The sequence below is a fragment of the Psychromicrobium lacuslunae genome (assembly GCF_000950575.1).
GTDB lineage: Bacteria > Actinomycetota > Actinomycetes > Actinomycetales > Micrococcaceae > Renibacterium > Renibacterium lacuslunae.
In genome coordinates, this window is record NZ_CP011005.1 from 299,344 (window position 1) to 319,321 (window position 19,978).

Here is a 19,978-nt window from a genome sequence, read left to right on the forward strand (position 1 = left end):
AACACTAACCCAAGTAAGCATAGGTCCGCGCCAGGCGGCCTATCGAGAGGGAGTCAATGGAGACCTTGACGACGTCCGCTGTGCCAGGCAGCGACAACTTCGCCGCCAACGACGCCGATCATCGCGCCCTGCTGAGCCAATTGCGGGAAAAGTTGGCCACCGCAGCTCTTGGTGGACCGGAGCGCTCCAGGCAACGGCACCTCGACCGCGGCAAGTTGCTGCCGCGTGAGCGGATCGATCAGCTACTCGACGAGGGCAGCCCCTTTTTGGAGATCGCACCGCTCGCGGCGGACGGACTCTACGACGATGAGTGCCCAGGCGCCGGTGTGATCGCCGGGATCGGGCTGATCCATGGCCGACAGGTGGTGGTAATTTCCAACGACGCCACCGTCAAAGGCGGTACCTACTACCCAATGACCGTCAAAAAGCACCTGCGTGCCCAAGAGGTGGCGCTGGAAAACCGGCTGCCTTGTATCTATCTGGTCGATTCCGGCGGAGCCTTCCTGCCCAAGCAGGACGAAGTCTTCCCGGACCGTGATCACTTCGGCAGGATCTTCTACAACCAGGCCAAGATGTCTGCCGCCAAAATCCCACAAATCGCCTCAGTGATGGGGTCCTGTACTGCTGGTGGTGCCTACGTCCCGGCGATGAGCGACGAGACGGTGATCGTGCGGAATCAGGGCACCATCTTCCTGGGCGGGCCGCCACTGGTGAAAGCAGCCATCAGCGAAATTGTCACCGCCGAGGAGCTCGGTGGTGGGGACGTGCACGCCAAGGTTTCCGGCGTCACCGACCACTTGGCCGAAAATGATGAGCACGCGCTGCAAATCGTCAGGGATATTGTTTCCACCTTGCCGCTGCCGGAAGCGCCGGCCTGGGACACCGTAGCAACCCGGGAACCAGTGGTCGATCCCGAAGAGCTCTACGGCGTCGTGCCAGTTGACGTGCAAGCCCCCTACGACGCGCACGAAATCATCGCCCGAATAGTTGACGCCAGTGAATTCCATGAGTTCAAGAAGAACTACGGCACCACGCTGGTCACCGGCTTCGCCCATATCCATGGCCACCCGGTGGGCATCATCGCCAATAATGGCGTCTTGTTCAGCGAGTCGGCGCTGAAGGGTGCACACTTCATCGAGCTATGCGATCAACGCGGCATCCCACTGCTGTTCTTGCAGAACATCAATGGTTTTATGGTCGGTCGTGACTATGAAGCCGGCGGCATCGCCAAAAACGGCGCCAAAATGGTCACCGCGGTGGCCTCCACTCGGGTACCGAAGCTGACCGTGGTGGTCGGCGGCTCCTTCGGGGCCGGTAACTACTCAATGTGCGGCCGGGCCTACAGCCCACGTTTCCTCTGGATGTGGCCGAACGCCCGGATTTCAGTAATGGGCGGTGCACAGGCTTCTTCGGTGCTAGCCACGGTACGTCGGGAGCAGTTGGAAGGCCGCGGCGAAGAGTGGTCGGCCGAGGCTGAGGATGCCTTCAAAGCGCCGATTAAAGCACAATACGAGGCGCAGGGTAGCCCCTACTACTCGACCGCGCGGTTATGGGACGACGGCATCATCGACCCCGCCGATACCAGGGACATCGTGGGCATGGCGCTCCAAGTATGTTCACAAACCCCGCTGCCGGAGACCTCCTTCGGCCTGTTCAGGATGTGAGCGGCCAGATGATGATGGGGCAACAGACGAAGATGCAAGAAAAAACCATGTTCACTACGGTCTTGGTGGCCAACCGCGGTGAGATCGCCTGCCGGGTGATCCGCACGCTACGCCAGATGGGGATTCGCTCGGTGGCGATTTATAGCGACGCCGATGCCGGGGCCCGGCACGTCAAGGAAGCCGACCTCGCGGTCCGGATTGGCCCGGCGGCGGCCTCCGAAAGCTACCTCAACATCGGGGCAGTACTTGAGGCTTGCCGCAGAACTGGCGCGCAGGCCGTGCATCCCGGTTACGGCTTTTTGAGTGAAAACCTGGCCTTCGCTCAGGCGCTCGACGCGGCGGGTATCACCTTTATCGGCCCGAACCTCGAGGCGCTGAACGTGATGGGCGATAAGATTCGCTCCAAGAATCACGTCCAGGCACATCAGGTTCCGGTGGTTCCCGGCATCGCGGAGCCAGGGCTCTCCGATCAGGATTTGATCGAGGCAGCGGAGGAGATCGGCTACCCGATCCTGATCAAACCCTCGGCTGGCGGCGGCGGCAAAGGCATGCACTCGGTTTTCGAAGCCGATCAATTGCCAGAAACCTTGAAGACCGCGCGCCGAGTGGCGGCCTCGGCATTCGGGGATGACACTCTCTTCCTGGAACGTTTGGTGGCAACTCCGAGGCATATTGAGGTGCAAGTCCTCGCCGATAATCACGGCAACGTTATTCACCTAGGGGAGCGCGAATGCTCGCTACAAAGGCGTCACCAGAAGGTGATCGAAGAAGCCCCGTCTGCGCTGCTGGATGAGGCAACCCGGGCCCGCATCGGCGAGGCAGCCTGTAACGCGGCTCGCAGCGTGAACTACACCGGTGCCGGAACCGTCGAGTTTTTGGTTTCCGACGATGCGCCAGACGAGTTCTTCTTTATGGAAATGAACACCCGCCTGCAAGTGGAGCACCCCGTCACCGAGCTGGTTACCGGAGTCGATTTGGTCGAATGGCAGCTGCGGATCGCAGCTGGCGAGTCGCTCACCGTGCTGCAGTCCGACGTCGTACTGAAGGGCCACGCGGTAGAAGCCCGGCTCTATGCTGAAAACCCTGAACAAGGTTTCTTGCCGGAGACCGGCACCGTATTGGCGCTCGCCGAATCTCCGCTCTCCCGCAATGACTCGGCGCTTTTGCCGGGGTTGGAAATTGGGTCGAATTACGATCCAATGTTGGCCAAAGTCGTTGTCTGGGCCGAGGACCGGGAGGCGGCGCTCAGTAAGCTCGACGCCGCGCTCGCCCAGACTGTAGTGCTCGGCGTGAAGACCAATATCGAATACTTGCGGCTGCTCATCAATGACGAGGACGTCCGGGCGGGGCGTCTCGACACCACGATGATCGAACGTAAAATGCCAGACTTCGTCTTTGCCGCGCCAAGAGAGGATGAGCTACAAGCCGCCGCACATTTCTTCGCCGCTCAACTCATCGGCGAGCAGATTTGGGATCGCGCCGACGGCTGGCGGATCGGCGCGCATCGGCCGCTGAGTTTCTCGATCGCGAACGGTGCGGAGAATCATCGGGTCACCGTCGGTGACGGTGAGTTGGAATTTGATGGCCAGCAGCTCGCGCTCGGCGTGAACGGCCTCCGTCAGCAGTGGGATTACGCCTTCGACGCCGCAGCGGATACCCTCTGGCTGGGCCGCGACGGCGTCGGATTTGCACTTCGGAAACGCAACCGCGAAGAGCTGGTCGAAGCTAAGAACGCCTCGATGGCTCGAGCCGCAGGCAGCGTTGACCCGGAAGTCCGTTCGCCGATGCCGGGCACCGTCGTCTCGCTTTCGGTCAATGACGGCGACACCGTCTCGGAAGGCCAGACGTTACTCGCCGTTGAAGCAATGAAAATGGAACACCAATTGGCGGCGGCAGTGGCCGGCGTCGTGAAAATCTCGGTACGAACCGGTGATCTAGTCAAGGCCAACCAAATCCTCGCCACCATCCACCCCAGCGAATCAACAGCAGCAGCTGCCTCCGCGAACCCCGCCGGACAGGCACAGAAACAGGAGCAATCATGAACAACGCAGAGAACTACGGACTCAGCGACGAATATCAAGAGCTGAGCAATATGGTTCGTGAATTCGCCGATGAGGTGGTTGCCCCGGTCTCCGCCAAGCACGATGAAGAGCACAGCTTCCCCTACGAAGTGGTCAAGCAAATGGGCGAACTCGGCTTGTTCGGGCTGCCCTTCCCGGAAGAACACGGCGGCATGGGTGGCGACTACTTCGCGCTGGCCTTAGCGCTCGAGCAGCTCGGCCGGGTTGATCAATCGGTGGCAATCACGCTGGAAGCTGGCGTTTCGCTCGGTGCAATGCCGGTGTACCGCTTCGGCACCGAGGAACAGAAGCAGCAGTGGTTGCCGATGCTCGCCTCCGGTCAAGCGCTCGCGGGCTTCGGCCTGACCGAACCGGAAGCCGGCTCCGATGCCGGCGGCACTAAGACCCGGGCCGTTCGGGAGAACGGTAACTGGGTGATCAACGGCAATAAAGAGTTCATTACCAATTCCGGTACCGACATCACCCGACTGGTCACCGTGACCGCGGTGACGGGCGAATCGACCCGGGCCGATGGCACCGTGAAGAAAGAAATTTCCACCATTCTGGTGCCCACCGACACCCAAGGCTTCACCGCCGAGAAGGCCTATAACAAGGTGGGCTGGAACGCCTCGGATACCCACCCGCTGACGCTCAGCGATGTGCGCGTGCCGGAAGCCAATTTGCTCGGCGTCGAAGGCCGTGGTTATGCGAACTTCCTCTCCATTTTGGATGAGGGCCGGATCGCGATTGCCGCACTAGCCACCGGTGCTGCACAGGGCTGCGTGGACGAGTCGGTGCGTTACGCCAAGGAGCGGATGGCTTTCGGTAATACCATCGGCAAATACCAAGCGATCCAGTTCAAGATTGCCCGGATGGCAGCGCGGGCGCACACCGCCAGGCTTGCTTATTACGATGCCGCAGCGCGGATGCTGGCCGGTAAATCGTTCAAAACGGAGGCCGCGATTGCCAAGATGATCGCCGGTGAAGCAGCAATGGATAACGCCCGCGATGCCACCCAGGTGTTTGGCGGCTATGGCTTCATGAACGAATTCACTGTCTCGCGGCATTACCGCGACTCTAAGATACTTGAAGTGGGCGAAGGCACCACCGAAGTTCAGCTGATGTTGATCGCCCGAGATTTGGGTCTTTAGAACTCAACTAAGACGTTCCACCGCAGGGCAAGTTCTCGTTGAAAGGATTCAGATGATCGACAAAACAGTGCCGACAGCGGCCGAGGCCGTGGCTGACATTGCAGATGGCTCCTCGCTCGCGGTTGGCGGGTTTGGGCTCTGCGGAATTCCGGTGGCGTTGATCGACGCGTTGCATACTCAGGGCACTGCCGAGCTGGAGACCGTGAGCAATAACTGCGGGGTCGATGACTGGGGCCTAGGCATCTTGCTGGCCGATGGACGAATTCGGCGCACCATCTCCTCCTATGTGGGGGAGAACAAGGAGTTTGCCCGGCAATACCTTTCCGGTGAGCTGGAGGTGGTGCTGACGCCGCAGGGCACCCTGGCCGAGAAGCTGCGGGCCGGTGGTGCAGGCATCCCGGCGTTCTACACCACGGCGGGAGTAGGCACTCAAGTTTCGGAAGGCGGGCTGCCGCAGAAGTACGACGCCGAGGGCAATGTGCTGATTGCCTCCGAGGCCAAGGAAGTCCGTGAGTTCGGCGGTGCCGAGTACGTGCTCGAAGAATCCCTGAATCCAGACTTTGCGCTAGTACATGCGGCTAAGGGCGACCGGCACGGCAATCTGGTGTTCCACGCCACCGCGATGAACTTCAATCCGCTCTGCGCGATGGCGGGCAAGGTGACCATTGCCGAAGTTGAAGAGTTGGTGGAGCCGGGGGAGTTGGACCCGGAACAGATTCATCTGCCCGGCATTTTTGTGCAGCGAGTGGTGCACGTTCCAGCGGGTGCACCGCATTCCGAGAAGCGGATTGAGAAGCGTACCGTTTCGGCCTCTCCGGCGGATACGGAAAAGATTGCTGCCGAGCAAAATCAAGTCGTGGGAGGCTGAACGATGGCTGCGGAAACAAAAAGACTGAGCCGAAACGAACTCGCTGCCCGGGTCGCCCAAGAACTGGAAAATGGCCAGTACGTGAATCTGGGTATTGGCATGCCGACGCTGATTCCGAACTACATCCCGGCTGGTGTTGAGGTGGTGCTGCACTCCGAGAACGGCATTCTGGGCACCGGACCTTACCCCACCGAGGACGCTGTCGACCCGGATCTGATCAATGCCGGCAAGGAAACCGTCACCGTCAATAAGGGCGCTGCCTTCTTTGATTCGGCTGCTTCCTTTGGCATGGTGCGCGGCGGGCACGTCGACGTTGCGGTGCTCGGCGCGATGGAGGTGGCACAGAACGGCGACCTGGCCAATTGGATGATTCCCGGCAAAATGGTCAAGGGCATGGGCGGCGCAATGGACCTGGTCTTTGGCGCTAAAAAGCTCATTGTGATGATGGAGCACACTGACAAACTGGGCAATCCTAAAATCTTGACTGAATGCACCCTGCCACTCACCGGCAAGGGTTGTGTTGATCTGATCATCACCGATTTGGCAGTGATCGAGGTAGTCCCGGATGAGGGCTTGGTGCTACGCGAAACCGCGCCCGGTGTTTCGGTAGGCGAGGTCGTTGCCGCCACCGCCGCGCCGTTGCGGATCGAATTATCGGAGGCTGCGTCGAATGTCTGAATCGACCGGCGCTGAGGCAACGAGTTCCAAGACAAGTGAAACCGCGCTGCCGGTGATTGAACAGCGCGGGTTGTTTCTCGATGAGTTGCAGACCGGAGTTGTCTATGCACATCGTCCCGGCCGCACCGTCACCGAGGCGGATAACGTGCTCTTCACCACGCTCACCATGAACACTCAGTCCTTGCACCTGGATGCTGCCTGGAGCGCCAAGCAGCCCTTCGGACAGCGGCTGGTGAACTCGATGTTTACGCTTTCCACGGTGGTTGGTCTCTCGGTGGCTCAGCTCACCCAGGGCACCATTATTGGCCAGCTCGGGTTGACCGATGTGCGCTTCCCGCACCCGGTATTTCACGGTGACACGCTCTACGCCGAGACGGTGGTGACCGAAAAGCGGCTCTCGGCCTCTCGCCCCGGTCAAGGCATTGCCACCATGAAGCTCGTCGGCAGGAACCAAGACGGAGTGTTGGTGGCCGAGGCGACTAGGAGCTGCCTGATGTGGGCCAATGCTGAGGCTGCTGTTACGCCGATTCCGAAGGAAGCCTAATCATGGAAACCTTTACGATGGGTCCGGCGATTCTGTTCTGCCCGGCGGATCGACCGGAGCGTTATCTCAAAGCGGCCGAACGCGCGGACGCCGTCATTCTTGATTTGGAGGATGCTGTCGCCCCGGAAGCAAAAGCGCAGGCGCGGAAATACCTGATTGAGAACCCGCTTGATCCGGAGCGAGCCATTGTGCGGATCAATGCCGCGGACACCTCCGACTTCGCGCTCGACCTCGATGCGGTATTGCGGACCGAGTACCGCACCGTGATGCTCGCCAAGGCGGAATCTGCCGAGCAGCTGAGACTGATTGCCGATCACGGCGTGCAACCACGCGCCTCACTCAGAGTGCTTGCGCTCTGCGAGACAGCGCTCGGTGTGGTCCGCGCCGCTGAGATTGCCCAAGAGCCGAACGTTGTGGGTCTGATGTGGGGAGCGGAAGATCTGCTGGCTTCGCTCGGCGGCTCATCTTCACGGCATGATGACGGCAGCTACCGTGCGGTGGCACTGCAAGCTCGTTCGCAGGTGTTACTCGCCGCCGGAGCCTTCGGCAAAGCAGCCATCGACGCTGTTTACCTGAACATCCCGGACACCGCAGGCCTGGCCGCAGAAGTCGCCGATGCTGTCGCCTCGGGCTTCGCTGCTACCGCGTGCATCCACCCGAGTCAGGCCGCTGTGATTCGGCAAGGCTATGCGCCGAGCGAAGCAGAAATTGACCGCGCCCGGGCGCTACTTGAGGCCGCCGAGGCCGCCAGCAACGGCGTCTTCCAGTTCGACGGCAAGATGATCGACGGACCCGTACTCAAGCACGCCCAAGCCACCCTACGCCGGGCCAGCCAAGCCTAGCCCCACCCCGCTGAGTTCGCGGTTAAGTCTCGGATTCGCTAGTAATTACTAGCGAATCCGAGACAAACCAACGAACGCGAGGGTGAGGGAGGGACTTAGTTGAGCGGCTTAATGCCGTCCGGGAGCACGCCGCCGGCCAGTAGGTCCTGCGCTGCGGCCTGCAGGGCGGTCAGTGCCAAGCGTTGGGTGAGCGGGCCGTAGGAAATCCGACTGACTCCCAATTCGGTAAGTTTGGCCGGCGCGAGCGAACCAGGCAGGCCGATCACCGAGAGCTTATTGTGGCCCAAGCCGTCAACCAACGCCGTCACCGTGGCCTCATCGAACAGTCCGGGCACGAAGACATTGGTGGCGCCTTCGTCGAGGAAGGCTTTGCCGCGCTTGATTGCCTCGGTGATCTGCTCCTCCTTATTCGCCTCCGGGCCGCCCTTCACGAAGACATCGGTGCGCGCGTTGAGCGCGAAACTCACGCCTTCATCGGAGGCAGCCTTGACCGCAGCCCGAACCGCGGCAACGGCTTCGTCAAAGGGTTTGAGCTGATCCTCAAGGTTCGCGCCGACGATGCCGACGCCGATGGCCTGCCGAATGGTCTCGCCGGCATCGCCATAGCCGGCTTCCAGATCAGCGCTAACCGGTAAATCAGTGGCCGTCGCGATTCGGCCTACTGCCTCGATCATCAGTTCACGCGGGATATTCTCGCCATCTTCGTAACCGAGCGAAGCGGCAATCGAGTGACTGGCGGTGGCCAGCGCCTGAGTGCCGTCAAGATCACTGATCACCTTGGCAGAAATGACGTCCCAGACGTTGATTACTTGAAGTAGTTCCGGAGCCTGGTGGAGCTCGATCAGGCGCTGTCCCTTGGCATTGTTTGCTGCGGTCTGTGCTGTAGTCATAGCTCCACGCTACGCGGAACCAGCCCGCGACCCAAGGTGTCCCTGCTCACTTCGTCATCTTGTGGTGCGGGATACTGGGAGCATGTCAATTGATACAGCTGGTCAGGGTTCACCGAGCCGCCGGGTTGCCATCCTGGGTTCCACGGGTTCGATTGGAACCCAGGCGCTCGAGGTGATCAAAGCGGCCTTCCATGAAGATGGCGCCCCGAGATTTCTGATCACGGCGCTGAGCGCTGGTGGCGCAAATCTGGAGCTTTTCGCCCAGCAGGCGGTGGCGACGCGTGCCGCAGTGCTCGGTCTTGCCAAGGGAAACGTGCAGGAGCTCAGCGAGCGACTAGAAAGTTTAGCCCCGGGCTACCGGCCCCAGATCGAGGTCGGGCCGCACGCCTCTACGGTGTTGGCTGGCCTTGACGTCGACGTGGTGCTCAATGGCATCACCGGTTCCATTGGGCTCGCTCCAACGCTCGCCGCTCTGCGGGCAGGCAACACCCTAGCTCTGGCCAATAAAGAATCGCTAATTGTCGGTGGTCAATTAGTGAAGGACGCCGCCCGTGAGTACGGCGCGCAGTTAGTGCCGGTTGATTCAGAACATTCAGCGATTGCCCAGGCGTTGCGTTCCGGCACTGCAGCAGAGATCGAACGGTTGATCCTGACCGCTTCCGGTGGCCCGTTCCGAGGCAAGAAGCGCCACGAACTCAGTCAGGTGACTCCGGAACAGGCACTCAAACATCCCACCTGGGATATGGGGTTGATGGTCACTACCAACTCGGCCACCCTGGTGAATAAGGGTCTAGAACTGATCGAGGCACATTTGCTTTTCGATGTGCCGCTGGACCGCATTGACGTTGTGGTGCACCCACAGTCGGTGGTGCACTCAATGGTGCAGTTCATCGATGGCTCCACCATTGCTCAGGCTTCGCCGCCGGATATGCGGCTACCCATTGCCTTAGGCCTGGCCTGGCCGGAGCGGGTGCGCGGCGCTGCCCAGCCGTGTGACTGGAGCCAGGCTACCGAGTGGACCTTTGAGCCGCTGGACCACCAGGCCTTTCCCGCTGTGGAGCTAGCTAAGGACGCGGCCAAACAGGGTGGTACCCACCCCGCGGTTTTCAATGCTGCCAACGAAGAAGCCGTGCTAGCTTTCCACCAGGGGAGCATCGGATTCCTCGACATCGTCGATACCGTTGAAGCGGTGCTCAGCGAACACTCAGCGCAAGCATCGCTCTCCGGGCTTACCCTGGAGGCGGTACTAGAAGCTGAAATCTGGGCACGACGGCGGGCTCAGGAACGTTTAGCCGGAGAGAACTAGTTGGAAGATTCACTGTGACGGTATTGCTTTTTATTCTTGGCGTGCTTTTTGTCGTCTTTGCGGTCGGCATTTCAATCGCGCTACACGAGGTCGGCCATTTGGTGCCCGCCAAGCTTTTCAAGGTGCGTGTCACCCGGTACATGATCGGCTTCGGGCCGACTTTGTGGTCGAAGAAAAAGGGCGAGACGGAGTACGGCATTAAAGCCATTCCGGCGGGTGGTTATGTGGCCATGATTGGGATGTACCCGCCCAATAAAGAAGACGGTAGCGTCCGGCCCTCCAGCACCGGAATGTTCCAAACCTTGGCCGAATCTGGTGCCGCGCAACGGGTCAGCAGACAGCGCAAATCGGGTCGCTTCGAGCAACTCGCCACCGATGCCCGGGCCATGGCCCATGAAGAGGTCGGTCCCGAGGATGAGAACCGGGTGTTTTACAAACTCCCGGTCTGGAAAAAGATCATCATTATGCTCGGCGGTCCGTTCATGAACTTGCTGATCGGCACCGTGCTAATGGGGGTGCTGTTGATGGGGTTTGGTACCGCTCAGGCCACCACCACGCTTGCCGTCGTGAACGCTTGCCAGATCAAAGAAGGCGAGGCAACGCCGGATCCGAAGAATTGCACCCCGACTCCGGCTGCTGCCGCCAAATTACTGCCGGGCGACACCATTACTTCCTTCGATGGCAAGCAGGTGACGGGCTGGGACGAGCTGACCTCCTGGATCCGCAGCTCGGCGGGAAAGTCAGTTCAACTCACCGTGCAACGCAACGGCAAAGCGGTGCAGCTGAATATCACCCCGGTGCTCACCGCGCGTCCAGTGCTCACCGCCGCGGGAACACCGGAGAAAGATGCCGCCGGAAAGGTGCTGACCCAGGACGTCGGGTTTATTGGAGTTAGCCCCAGTAGTGAGAATGTGCAACAACCGATCACCGCGGTGCTGCCGACCGTGGGAAATAATATTGCCCAGGTTGCAGGGGTCGTGGTGAATCTGCCGCAACGCCTTGTCGCCGTGGCGCAGGCGGCCTTTAGCTCGGCGCCACGAGATCCAAACGGCCCGGTCTCGGTGGTTGGCGTGGGTCGGGTTGCTGGACAGGTAGCAGCCATGGAGGACGTGCCGTTGAGCGCACGGTTCGCCACCTTGCTCGGTTTGATGGCTGGGCTGAACTTCGCGCTTTTCGTCTTCAACCTCATCCCACTTTTGCCCCTTGACGGGGGGCACGTAGCTGGGGCGCTCTATGAGGCGGTGCGGCGCCGGTTAGCCAAGCTTTTCAAACGGAAAGATCCAGGCCCCTTCGATATTGCCAAGCTGCTACCGCTCACCTATGTGGTCGCCTCAGTACTGCTGGTGATGGGTGCGCTGCTGATCTACGCCGATATCGTGAAGCCCGTTAACCTTTTTGGTTGATTTTCTATAATCAAGCAAAAAGGTTTGATTTCAGAATATCAAGCGAATATAGTTGATCTATGTTCGTGATGACGATAGATCAACGCAATAGCCGAGAGAGCGTCGACCGGGTACCAGTCCTCATCGAGCGCCTTTCCGGGGTATCAACGCTGTTGGCCTTTGAGCGTTCCATCGGAGACGAATTGCAGGGCGTGCTCGAGGATGCCAATTCCGTGGTCGAGGCGACGATGCTGGCGCTAAGGGACGGCGGGTGGCATATCGGCATTGGAGTTGGTGAGGTGCGACAGCCATTGCCTCAGCATTCCCGGGAAGCGCAAGGCGGCGCGTTTATTGCTGCTCGAGAAGCCGTCGAACGAGCCAAAAAATCAGGCAACCGGGTGCCGGTGAGTGTTTATGGCGCCATTCCCAGCAAGCAGATCGATGCCGCTGAATCTGTATTGCGATTACTGGGCGGCCTGGTGATGGCGCGAAGCGCGGCAGAATGGCGGATTCTCGATCAGCTCACACCCGGTCAACGAGGTACTCAGGCCGAGGTGGCGGAGTCGCTCAAGCTCAGTCCTCAGGCGGTCAGCAATGCGGTCCGGCGCTCCGGTTGGCTTGAGGAGTGGTCCGGCCGGGAGGCGGCAGCGTTATTACTGGAACTGGCAGATCAAACGGTGGCTGAGTGGAGTTGATCCCGACCGCTTGGACCAGACGAAAGTAGGCTGTTGTCATGACCGTACTGATCATTATCGGGGCATTGCTGATAGCTGGTTTTCTGGGCTGGCCGCTGACTACTCTGGTGCTTAAACTTGCGCGCAGCGTCGATCACCGGGCTGCCGAGGCTGTTTCGTCGGAACAGGCCACCGTGGCCGAACCGGAACCAGCAGTGGTTGCTGAGTCGACGAGTGCTGACTCTGTCACTGCCGAACTTAACCCGGCCGAACCGCAGAAGGTCGAGCCTGGCAGGGGTGAGCAGAGCGGGGCCCAACAGGGGTCAGCGGCAGCATCTGAAGTGGTTGGTGTGAAGGTGCTTCGCGGTGGCTTGCTTATCGGTATCCTAGAGCGGCTCGCCGTAGTGCTTTGCCTGGTCTTCGATCAGCCAGTAGCGATTGCCTACGTGATAGCTGTCAAAGGGCTGGGGCGGTACCCAGAACTCAAGGAAAGTCCGGCAGCCAGCGAACGATTCATTATTGGCACCCTGAGCTCGATGATTTTCGCCACTCTGATTGGCATCGCGGCGCGTTGGCTGATCGGAATTCTCTAAGCATCAGCTCAGCGCAGGGCGTCGGAGGAATGAAGCAGAGGTGAGATTGCCGACATCCGGTCCGCCCCGCGAAGCGGCTGTGTAGGCTGAGAGGATGAGCGTTTATGCCGTTGAATACACTTATGTCGCCGAGACCGCGGCGGCCCGCGATCAGCATCGACCGGAACATCGAAACTGGCTGAGTAGTCAGGTTGAGGCAGGGAAAATCTTGGTTTCCGGACCTTATCCAGATGGTAGCGGGGCACTGATCATCTTCCGTGCCGAAACCATCGAAGAGCTAGAAGATCTTTTGACCCAGGACCCTTTCGCGATTCAAGGCTGCATTACCGGGCATCAAATCAAAGCCTGGAACCCAATCATTGGTCTGCTCAAGGAATACCTCTGAGCTTGAGGAAGCTTAGAATAGAGAGTGTGCTCGTCGGGCGGCAACCGTCGATTCGGCAGAACGCAAAGCATGTAACGGAGTCACAGTAATGACATCAGTCAGTTTGGGTATGCCCGCTGCACCGCCGCCGGTGTTAGCCCCGCGGAGGAAGACTCGGCAGATCAAGGTCGGTTCAGTGGGAGTCGGTTCTGAATCGCCGATCAGCGTGCAGTCAATGACCACCACACCGACCACTGATATCAATGCCACACTGCAGCAGATCGCCGAACTCACCGCTTCCGGTTGCGATATTGTGCGGGTCGCTTGCCCCTCCGCCGATGATGCTGAAGCACTGCCGATCATTGCTAAGAAATCACAGATCCCGGTCATTGCGGATATTCACTTTCAGCCAAAATATGTTTTCGCCGCGATTGAAGCCGGCTGCGCAGCGGTCCGCGTGAACCCCGGTAATATCCGCAAATTCGACGATCAAGTCAAAGAGATCGCCCAGGCTGCTAAAGACCATGGTGTGTCGATCCGGATTGGCGTGAACGCTGGTTCACTTGATCCGCGCTTAATGCAGAAATACGGCAAGGCGACCCCGGAGGCGCTGGTCGAAAGTGCGGTCTGGGAAGCTTCGCTCTTTGAAGAGCATGACTTCCACGACTTCAAAATCTCGGTCAAGCACAATGACCCGGTAGTGATGGTTCGCGCCTACGAACTGCTCGCCGAACGCGGTGACTGGCCGCTGCATCTTGGCGTTACCGAAGCAGGTCCGGCCTTCCAGGGCACGATTAAGTCGGCCACTGCCTTTGGTGCACTGCTCTCGAAGGGGATCGGCGACACCATCCGGGTTTCGCTCTCCGCTCCGCCAGTAGAAGAAATCAAGGTCGGCAATCAGATTCTGCAGTCACTGAACCTGCGCCCGCGCAAGCTGGAAATTGTCTCCTGCCCGTCATGTGGGCGGGCGCAAGTGGATGTTTATACTTTGGCTGAACAGGTGACAACCGGCTTGGAAGGAATGGAAGTTCCGCTCCGGGTGGCCGTCATGGGCTGTGTGGTAAATGGGCCTGGTGAAGCTCGCGAAGCCGACCTAGGAGTGGCTTCCGGTAATGGCAAGGGCCAGATTTTCGTGAAGGGAGAAGTCATTAAGACTGTTCCCGAGGACCAAATTGTTGAGACACTCATTGAGGAAGCAATGCGGATTGCCGAGGAGATAGAAGAGGCGGGTGGAGCTGATGGCCAAGGCGGCGTCAAGGGTTCTCCCGTGGTCAGCGTCTCCTAGGTTCGCCCGGGCGAACGAATCGGCTATTCGGGTCCTCACCGACCCGGATACCGAGTTGTTGCGTGAGTTGGTGGATCGAGATCCGATAGCCAACGTGTTCATGGCCTCGCAGTTGGAACACTATGGCAGCGCCGTGCCAGGCTTGCTGGGTGTGCAGACAATCGGTTATTTCGACGATGCGGGGCAGTTGCTCGCGGCCTGCTGGGTGGGCAGCAATGTAATTCCGATTGAGATGAGCGCCGAATTGGCGCCACATTTTGGTGAGTACCTCAGTGCCCTAGGCCGCAAACATGCCAGCATTTATGGTCCGGCGGACGCAGTGCTCGGTATTTTCCAGCGCATGCATAGCAACGGTGCCAGGGCGGCAGAAGTGCGCGCTTGTCAGCCGTTGATGGCTATTGATCAAGATTCTCAGTTATCCGCTACCCCCGAACTGCGGGTCAGCGAGATGGCGGATTTTGATCGTATTCTGCCCGCTGCAGCGGCAATGTTTGAGGAAGAAGTTGGTTACTCGCCCTACAGTGCAGGCGAAGATTTCTACCGGCGCAGGGTTGCCTCATTGATCAGGCAGGGTCACTCTTTCAGTCATCTTGACGGGGCAGGAGAGGTGATTTTTAAGGCCGATCTTGGTGCGGTTTCGCAAGCGGTCAGCCAGGTCCAGGGGGTTTGGCTCCGTCCGGAGTTGCGTGGGCGAGGCCTCAGCCATGGCTACATGGCCGCAGTGGTGCGGCTGGCCCGACGGCTGACGCCAACCGTCAGTCTCTACGTCAATGACTACAATCGACGGGCCTACGCGAGTTATCAAAAGGTGGGGTTTAAGAGAGTTGGTACCTTCGCCACTGTGCTTTTCTAGGCAGCTCGCTGGGGTGCTAAGCGGAATCGACTCGCGCAATGAGCTGAGCCGTCTGGCGTGCAATGAGTTCCGGGTATTCACCATTGAGGGCGTGCGACGCCTCTGGCCAGAATTCCACAGTGCCTTGCGGCAAGGTGGTGTTAGCAGTTTGCAGCGCCCGTTGCGGGTTTTGGATAATGCTCCGGCCAGCGATGACCGCCAACACTGGTACGTCTAAAGCTCGAAGTTGTTGCTCAGAGAACGGTCTCGGTGTCGGAAGACGCAGCGTGAATTCGCTCATCCCTAAGGAGATCAGTCTGCCTTCGGGTAGCTCATCGGAAGATCGCGCGCCGCCAGACATCCAGCTCAACAGTCGATGCCTCAGCGATTGAGGCAACCATGGGAAGACCGAGCCAAGTGAGACCAGAATCATCTTGAGACTGACCGGGGCAAAGCTCATCGCGGGATCGAGAAGGGTCATCGAGGCGATTCGATCCGGATAATGCAGGCCGTAGTTGATCGCCGTCCAGCCGCCAATAGAGAGCCCCAAAAGATGCACCTTGGGCAGTTCCAGGGCCTTCAGCACCTGATCAAGCCAGCTGGCCTGCTCCGCATCAGTGGTGATCGGTCGCTGCTGCACGCTATAACCAGGTTCTCCCAATAGATCAATGGTGTACACGGTGCGCAGCGCCATCAGGGTGGGCAGATTTGCTCGCCAGAGCGGCGTCGCCGCTTGTCGGCCAGGCAGCAGCACTAAGGGGGTGCGCCCGTCAGTACCGAAACGATAGACCCGGACTGTACCGAAGTCGGTGACAATATCCCAATGCGCCGTTGGCTCCGGAAGCTGTTCAAGGCCGTCTTGGTAGGCGGAGAAATAGTTGTTGGCGCCCACCAAGTTAGTGAAATACCCGAGTCCGCGGTGTTTGAACTGAACACCGATATTTGCGGTGGCTGGTTCGCTCATCAGGTCTGAACTTTCTCGAGAAGAATTTTTACAATATGATCATAACGTTAAAAGGAGTGAGGGTATGCCAAAGATCGTTGACGAGGGTGAGCGCCGCCGCAGCATTGCGGAGCATGTGCTTTCGCTGTTGTCGCAAAGTGGCACTGACGCTGTCACTTACAGCACGGTGGCTGCTGAGGCGAAGGTGTCCCGGGGGATGCTTCAGCATTACTTCGCCAGCCGGGAAGAGCTACTTGATGCCGCAGGCCAAGCCCTGCATGGTCGGATTGATAGCCGTATTACTCAGGCGCTAGCTTCGCCCACCCCGACGCTCAGGCTACAAAAAGTTCTCTGCTGCCTGTTACCCGGTGATGATTCAGCGCTGCGGGACGTGCTGGCTGGGAGGGCTATCTTGGCCCGTTCGCTGGCCGATACCGAGATGAGGGGCCAGTACATTCTGGCCCGTACTCAGTTTGCCGAGTTAGTCGAGGGACTCATCGAAGAATTAGTTGGCCAGCCGCCGGGCCGAGCTGCTCTGCTGGCCAATATGTTGATTGGGCTGCTGGCCGAGTGCACCGAACAACTGCTTTTGCAGCAACTCAGTCTCGTTCAGGCGGAAGCTCTGCTGGACAAGGCGGTGAGCGAGTTTGTCACCGAATAGGGGCGGCGAGCAGCTCTAGCTGGAGCTGGTATCCTGCTGATCCTGAGCTTGTTGCTGGAGCCGTCTTGACGCTTCGAGCAACATTTCCGCTGCCTTATGCAAGGTCGGTGCGTGTGAGGAATTCCAGGCATGCTTGAAGAAGAAAGCATCTGGGCCGTGCCACTGCAGTGGGCCATTGACCTTAGCGCTGAGGGTGGCTCGTGCTTCCCGTAACTGATCAGCACGCTGCGACATCTCCCGGGCCAGCGCTCGTAGCTCTTCGGGATCGGCGCCCAGCATATTTTCGCTCACCGGCGTCCTCCCCAGCTTCTCATCTATCCAGCCTAGGGCCTGAGGGATTCGGGCTGCGATGGGGAGTACTGCCCATTGCGATCATCTGAGTTTGGCTCTTGAGTGATTTCACCGGTCAGATAGCGCTGGATGGTCGGAGCCGTCCAGTGCACCAGCTCGGTAATCGACGCCGAGGCCAATGGCTCAATTTTGACCACATGCCGGGCCACAATCACCCCGAGTAGCTGGCTGATCACCAGATTGCCTCGAAGCCTGAGCTCTGCCGGACTGCCATCTAGCCCGGCAGTGACCTGCGGCATCAGCAGCCTATTCATCACCTGTCGCACCAATGATGCCCTGAGCGGAGAGCTGATTGCCGAGTTCACCAGGGCAAGTAGTGCCGGCCGTGCCGAGGAATCCCAAAGGCCCAGCACCGCGCGGATCAAGCTTTCCGCTCGCTGTTCCGGGGAACTGTGAGCCACTGTTGCTAACACCGCCAGAGGGTCGGCGGGTAGTTCCACGCAGGCTGTGAACAGCGCTTCTTTGGACTCGAAATAGTGATGCACCAAGGCCGAATCAACTCCGGCGTGCCGGGCAATCTGGCGCAGGCTGACGCCTTCAAAGCTTGATTCGGCGAACAACTCGCGAGCGGCACTGAGGATCAACTCACGAGTGTCTTCACCGCCGCGCCGCCGACCACGCTTCGGACTGACGTTCTCTTGAGTCATTAGCTTTTACGGCGCAAGGTGAGCGAGGCAAGGATGAGCATGGCCACGACAATAGCAGCCAAAACCACCAAATCGAGCTGCAAGGTGCCGGTAATCTGTTGATGACTCGCCACTTCGCCGAGCGCTTCCACTGAGTAACTCAAGGGCATTACTCGGGCGGCGGCTTGCAGCACGTCATTCATCTGGTCCCGGGCGACAAATAAGCCGCAGAGTAGCAATTGAGGAATCACCACGAGGGGCATGAACTGTACGGCCTGGAACTCGGTTCGTGCGAAGGCTGAGCAAAACAGGCCCAGCGCTACCCCGAGGACGGCGTTCAGCACGGCCACCAGGATGACGAACCCCGGCGGGCCGATGATGTTCAGACCGAACCACCAGTACGCGATGAGAGTTGCCACCAAGGTTTGCAGGATGGCCATCAGGGAGAAGGCGAGGGCATAGCCGATGATCAGATCCGCTTTGTGGATTGGCGTGGTCATTAGCCGTTCCAGGGTGCCGGAGGTACGCTCGCGCAGCATTGTGATGGAAGTGACCAGGAACATCACTACGAAGGGGAAAATGGCCAGCATGATCAGGCCGATTCGGTCGAAACTGCGAGGCGCTCCGGGAGCTAGCCGCTCATTTTCAAAAAGGAAGTAAATCGCGCTGAGCAGCGCGGCTGGCAGGACCAGAATCAGGGCAATGCTGCGTGGGTCGCGGCGTAGCTGCCCGAGCACTCGAATGGTGGTTGCCCAGCTCATCGAGGGGCTCATGATTCCTCCTGGTGGGTTTTGATCAGCTGTAGAAAAGCGAGTTCTAGATCCTCGCTCTTTCCGTTTTCTCGCAACTGCTCAGGAGTTAGTTGGGAGAGCAATTCGCCCTGTCGTAAGAGCAGAAGCGAGTCACAGTGACTGGCTTCTTCCATCACATGGCTGGAGATCAACAGCGTGCAGCCGCGATTGCTCAGCGAGCGAAAATGCTCCCACAACTGAGCGCGCAATAGCGGGTCTAGGCCGACCGTTGGTTCGTCCATTACCAACAAGCTGGGGTTTCCGAGTAAAGCGCAAGCGAGGGATACCCGACCAAGTTCACCACCGGAGAGCGAACCGGCGCGGCGCTGCCTGAGCTGAGCGAGCCCGACGTCTTCCAAGGCATTAAGTACTGCGGTACGGTTCGCGCCGAGTAGCCGACCAAAATATCTCACGTTGTCCAGCACGCTGAGATCCCGGTAGACGCTGGCAGCCTGACTGACATAGCCGATTCGACCGCGCAGCTTGGCGCTGCCGGCCTGCTGGCCAAGCACGCTGACCTTGCCTCCGGTGATCTTTTGTACGCCCACTATGATGCGCATCAGGGTGGTTTTTCCGGCCCCCGAAGGACCCAGTAAACCGGTGAGACTGCCTTCTGCTAGCGAGAAACTCAGCTCCTTAAGGATGCTGAGACGGCCCTTCTGAACGCTGAGCTGCTGTGCCGCGACAGCCGAGGGCGAGCCCAGTGGAGGAGTCAGAGGAGAAGACTGAGTGTTCCGTGAAGCTGCCATCGTAACCGCCTAAATTCATCGAGCGATGAATTTATTTTAGATCGGCACTTAGGTCTTGTCGATGGGTTGACGTGAGTTGCCCCAGATCGGATCGTCAGCCGGAGGTGACCAGACCGGGGGTTCGCCCGCGAAGGCGTAGTCGCCGCTCTCGATTCTGTTCAGGGCAGCTGCTGTCCAGTTCAGATTTCCGCGCAATAGCTCCACCGAGAACAAATGATGCTCCAAGACATGCGGCGGGACATCTGGCTGGCCCTGGGAGAGTTGCGCGATGGCCGCAGACTCGGCCTGCAGCCCTCGTTCCAAACGGGAAGCACGCTCGCGCAGCAATTCGGTCACCTCCGCGCGGTTGAAAAAGGGTAAAAAAGCGATGCCCGCCATGCTGGTGGCAATGGTTGGTGATGCTACATCGGCGATTGACTGGCGAAAGAGCTGGCTGAACTCCGTCAAACCGGCCTCAGTGATCTGGTAGGAGGCCTTTGCTACCGAATCGTCCTGCTCAGCCTGGACGACCTCGAGCAGCCCTTCTTTCGCTAGAGTCCGCAGAGCTGAATAGATCGAACCAGGCTTCACATTGGCCCAGCGATCCACTTGCCAAGAGTTCAGCTCTTGTAGCAATAGATAACCGTGCGCTGGTTGAAAAATCCGGACCACGCCGAGCACCAATAACCGAGTGGAGTAGGGAGCCATGCACTGAGTTTAAGGCAGCGTTCTTCTGGAGCCCTAG

22 protein-coding genes are annotated in these 19,978 nt (G+C 59.3%); 15 read left to right on the forward strand and 7 right to left on the reverse strand.

Annotated elements, in window-relative coordinates; genetic code table 11:
- Positions 1-56: 56 nt before the first annotated feature.
- From UM93_RS01375 to UM93_RS01405, 7 genes are read left to right on the forward strand one after another with little or no spacing between them, the layout of a single operon-like run.
- Positions 57-1,664, forward strand: coding sequence for a carboxyl transferase domain-containing protein (locus tag UM93_RS01375; protein WP_045073202.1), 1,608 nt, complete (start codon positions 57-59; stop codon positions 1,662-1,664).
- Positions 1,665-1,711: 47 nt separating this feature from the next.
- Positions 1,712-3,706 carry an acetyl/propionyl/methylcrotonyl-CoA carboxylase subunit alpha gene (locus UM93_RS01380; protein ID WP_234399355.1) on the forward strand — a complete coding sequence of 665 codons (1,995 nt, stop codon included), beginning with the start codon at positions 1,712-1,714 and terminating at the stop codon, positions 3,704-3,706.
- Entirely contained in the window at positions 3,703-4,875 is a 1,173-nt protein-coding gene (locus UM93_RS01385) for an acyl-CoA dehydrogenase family protein (RefSeq protein WP_045073203.1), read from the forward strand. Before UM93_RS01380 ends, UM93_RS01385 begins: the two co-directional genes overlap by 4 nt.
- Positions 4,876-4,927: 52 nt before the next feature.
- Positions 4,928-5,743: a CoA transferase subunit A gene (locus UM93_RS01390; RefSeq protein WP_045073204.1), complete on the forward strand. Its 816-nt coding sequence runs from the start codon at positions 4,928-4,930 to the stop codon at positions 5,741-5,743.
- Positions 5,744-5,746: 3 nt separating this feature from the next.
- Positions 5,747-6,421 (forward strand): CoA transferase subunit B, encoded by a 675-nt coding sequence (locus tag UM93_RS01395; RefSeq protein WP_045073205.1) that lies wholly within the window; start codon positions 5,747-5,749, stop codon positions 6,419-6,421.
- Positions 6,414-6,965 carry a MaoC family dehydratase gene (locus tag UM93_RS01400; RefSeq protein WP_045073206.1) on the forward strand — a complete coding sequence of 184 codons (552 nt, stop codon included), beginning with the start codon at positions 6,414-6,416 and terminating at the stop codon, positions 6,963-6,965. Before UM93_RS01395 ends, UM93_RS01400 begins: the two co-directional genes overlap by 8 nt.
- Positions 6,966-6,967: 2 nt before the next feature.
- Entirely contained in the window at positions 6,968-7,807 is an 840-nt protein-coding gene (locus UM93_RS01405) for an HpcH/HpaI aldolase/citrate lyase family protein (RefSeq protein WP_045073207.1), read from the forward strand.
- Positions 7,808-7,902: 95 nt separating this feature from the next.
- Here the strand turns inward: UM93_RS01405 and UM93_RS01410 are convergent, their stop codons facing one another.
- Positions 7,903-8,697 carry an isocitrate lyase/PEP mutase family protein gene (locus tag UM93_RS01410; RefSeq protein WP_045073208.1) on the reverse strand — a complete coding sequence of 265 codons (795 nt, stop codon included), beginning with the start codon at positions 8,695-8,697 and terminating at the stop codon, positions 7,903-7,905.
- 82 nt (positions 8,698-8,779) lie between these two features.
- Between UM93_RS01410 and dxr the strand changes: the two genes are divergently transcribed.
- The 7 genes from dxr (at position 8,780) to UM93_RS01445 (ending at position 15,154) form a co-directional block, all read left to right on the forward strand.
- A complete protein-coding gene (gene dxr, locus UM93_RS01415; RefSeq protein WP_045073209.1) occupies positions 8,780-10,003 on the forward strand; it encodes a 1-deoxy-D-xylulose-5-phosphate reductoisomerase in 1,224 nt (407 codons plus the stop codon).
- Positions 10,004-10,017: 14 nt separating this feature from the next.
- On the forward strand, positions 10,018-11,406 hold the full coding sequence (locus UM93_RS01420; RefSeq protein ID WP_045073211.1) for a M50 family metallopeptidase: 1,389 nt from the start codon (positions 10,018-10,020) through the stop codon (positions 11,404-11,406).
- Between the two features lie 68 nt (positions 11,407-11,474).
- Entirely contained in the window at positions 11,475-12,080 is a 606-nt protein-coding gene (locus UM93_RS01425; protein ID WP_324606755.1) for a MarR family transcriptional regulator, read from the forward strand.
- 38 nt (positions 12,081-12,118) lie between these two features.
- Complete coding sequence (locus UM93_RS01430) at positions 12,119-12,652, forward strand: hypothetical protein (RefSeq protein ID WP_045073214.1); 534 nt, start codon at positions 12,119-12,121, stop codon at positions 12,650-12,652.
- Positions 12,653-12,746: 94 nt separating this feature from the next.
- Complete coding sequence (locus tag UM93_RS01435) at positions 12,747-13,037, forward strand: YciI family protein (protein ID WP_045073216.1); 291 nt, start codon at positions 12,747-12,749, stop codon at positions 13,035-13,037.
- Positions 13,038-13,125: 88 nt separating this feature from the next.
- Positions 13,126-14,301: a flavodoxin-dependent (E)-4-hydroxy-3-methylbut-2-enyl-diphosphate synthase gene (ispG, locus tag UM93_RS01440; RefSeq protein WP_045073217.1), complete on the forward strand. Its 1,176-nt coding sequence runs from the start codon at positions 13,126-13,128 to the stop codon at positions 14,299-14,301.
- Positions 14,255-15,154: a GNAT family N-acetyltransferase gene (locus UM93_RS01445; protein WP_045076684.1), complete on the forward strand. Its 900-nt coding sequence runs from the start codon at positions 14,255-14,257 to the stop codon at positions 15,152-15,154. Before ispG ends, UM93_RS01445 begins: the two co-directional genes overlap by 47 nt.
- A 16-nt stretch (positions 15,155-15,170) precedes the next feature.
- On the opposite strand, the gene UM93_RS01450 is transcribed toward UM93_RS01445, so the two are convergent.
- Positions 15,171-16,097: an alpha/beta fold hydrolase gene (locus UM93_RS01450; protein ID WP_045073219.1), complete on the reverse strand. Its 927-nt coding sequence runs from the start codon at positions 16,095-16,097 to the stop codon at positions 15,171-15,173.
- 64 nt (positions 16,098-16,161) lie between these two features.
- Between UM93_RS01450 and UM93_RS16955 the strand changes: the two genes are divergently transcribed.
- Positions 16,162-16,737, forward strand: a complete 576-nt coding sequence (locus UM93_RS16955) for a TetR/AcrR family transcriptional regulator (RefSeq protein ID WP_052663499.1) — start codon at positions 16,162-16,164, stop codon at positions 16,735-16,737.
- A 15-nt stretch (positions 16,738-16,752) separates the two neighbouring features.
- On the opposite strand, the gene UM93_RS01460 is transcribed toward UM93_RS16955, so the two are convergent.
- Genes UM93_RS01460 through UM93_RS01480 form a run of 5 tightly spaced genes read right to left on the reverse strand, consistent with a single transcriptional unit; the run spans position 16,753 to position 19,941 of the window.
- A complete protein-coding gene (locus tag UM93_RS01460) occupies positions 16,753-17,028 on the reverse strand; it encodes a hypothetical protein (protein WP_157874069.1) in 276 nt (91 codons plus the stop codon).
- Between the two features lie 32 nt (positions 17,029-17,060).
- Complete coding sequence (locus tag UM93_RS01465) at positions 17,061-17,735, reverse strand: TetR/AcrR family transcriptional regulator (RefSeq protein ID WP_045073222.1); 675 nt, start codon at positions 17,733-17,735, stop codon at positions 17,061-17,063.
- On the reverse strand, positions 17,735-18,475 hold the full coding sequence (locus tag UM93_RS01470; protein ID WP_082057229.1) for an ABC transporter permease: 741 nt from the start codon (positions 18,473-18,475) through the stop codon (positions 17,735-17,737). Before UM93_RS01470 ends, UM93_RS01465 begins: the two co-directional genes overlap by 1 nt.
- An 8-nt stretch (positions 18,476-18,483) precedes the next feature.
- Positions 18,484-19,254, reverse strand: a complete 771-nt coding sequence (locus tag UM93_RS01475) for an ABC transporter ATP-binding protein (RefSeq protein WP_045073225.1) — start codon at positions 19,252-19,254, stop codon at positions 18,484-18,486.
- 48 nt (positions 19,255-19,302) lie between these two features.
- The gene (locus tag UM93_RS01480; RefSeq protein WP_045073226.1) at positions 19,303-19,941 is read right to left on the reverse strand and encodes a PadR family transcriptional regulator; all 639 of its coding nucleotides are present in this window, start codon (positions 19,939-19,941) and stop codon (positions 19,303-19,305) included.
- Between the last annotated feature and the right edge of the window lie 37 nt (positions 19,942-19,978).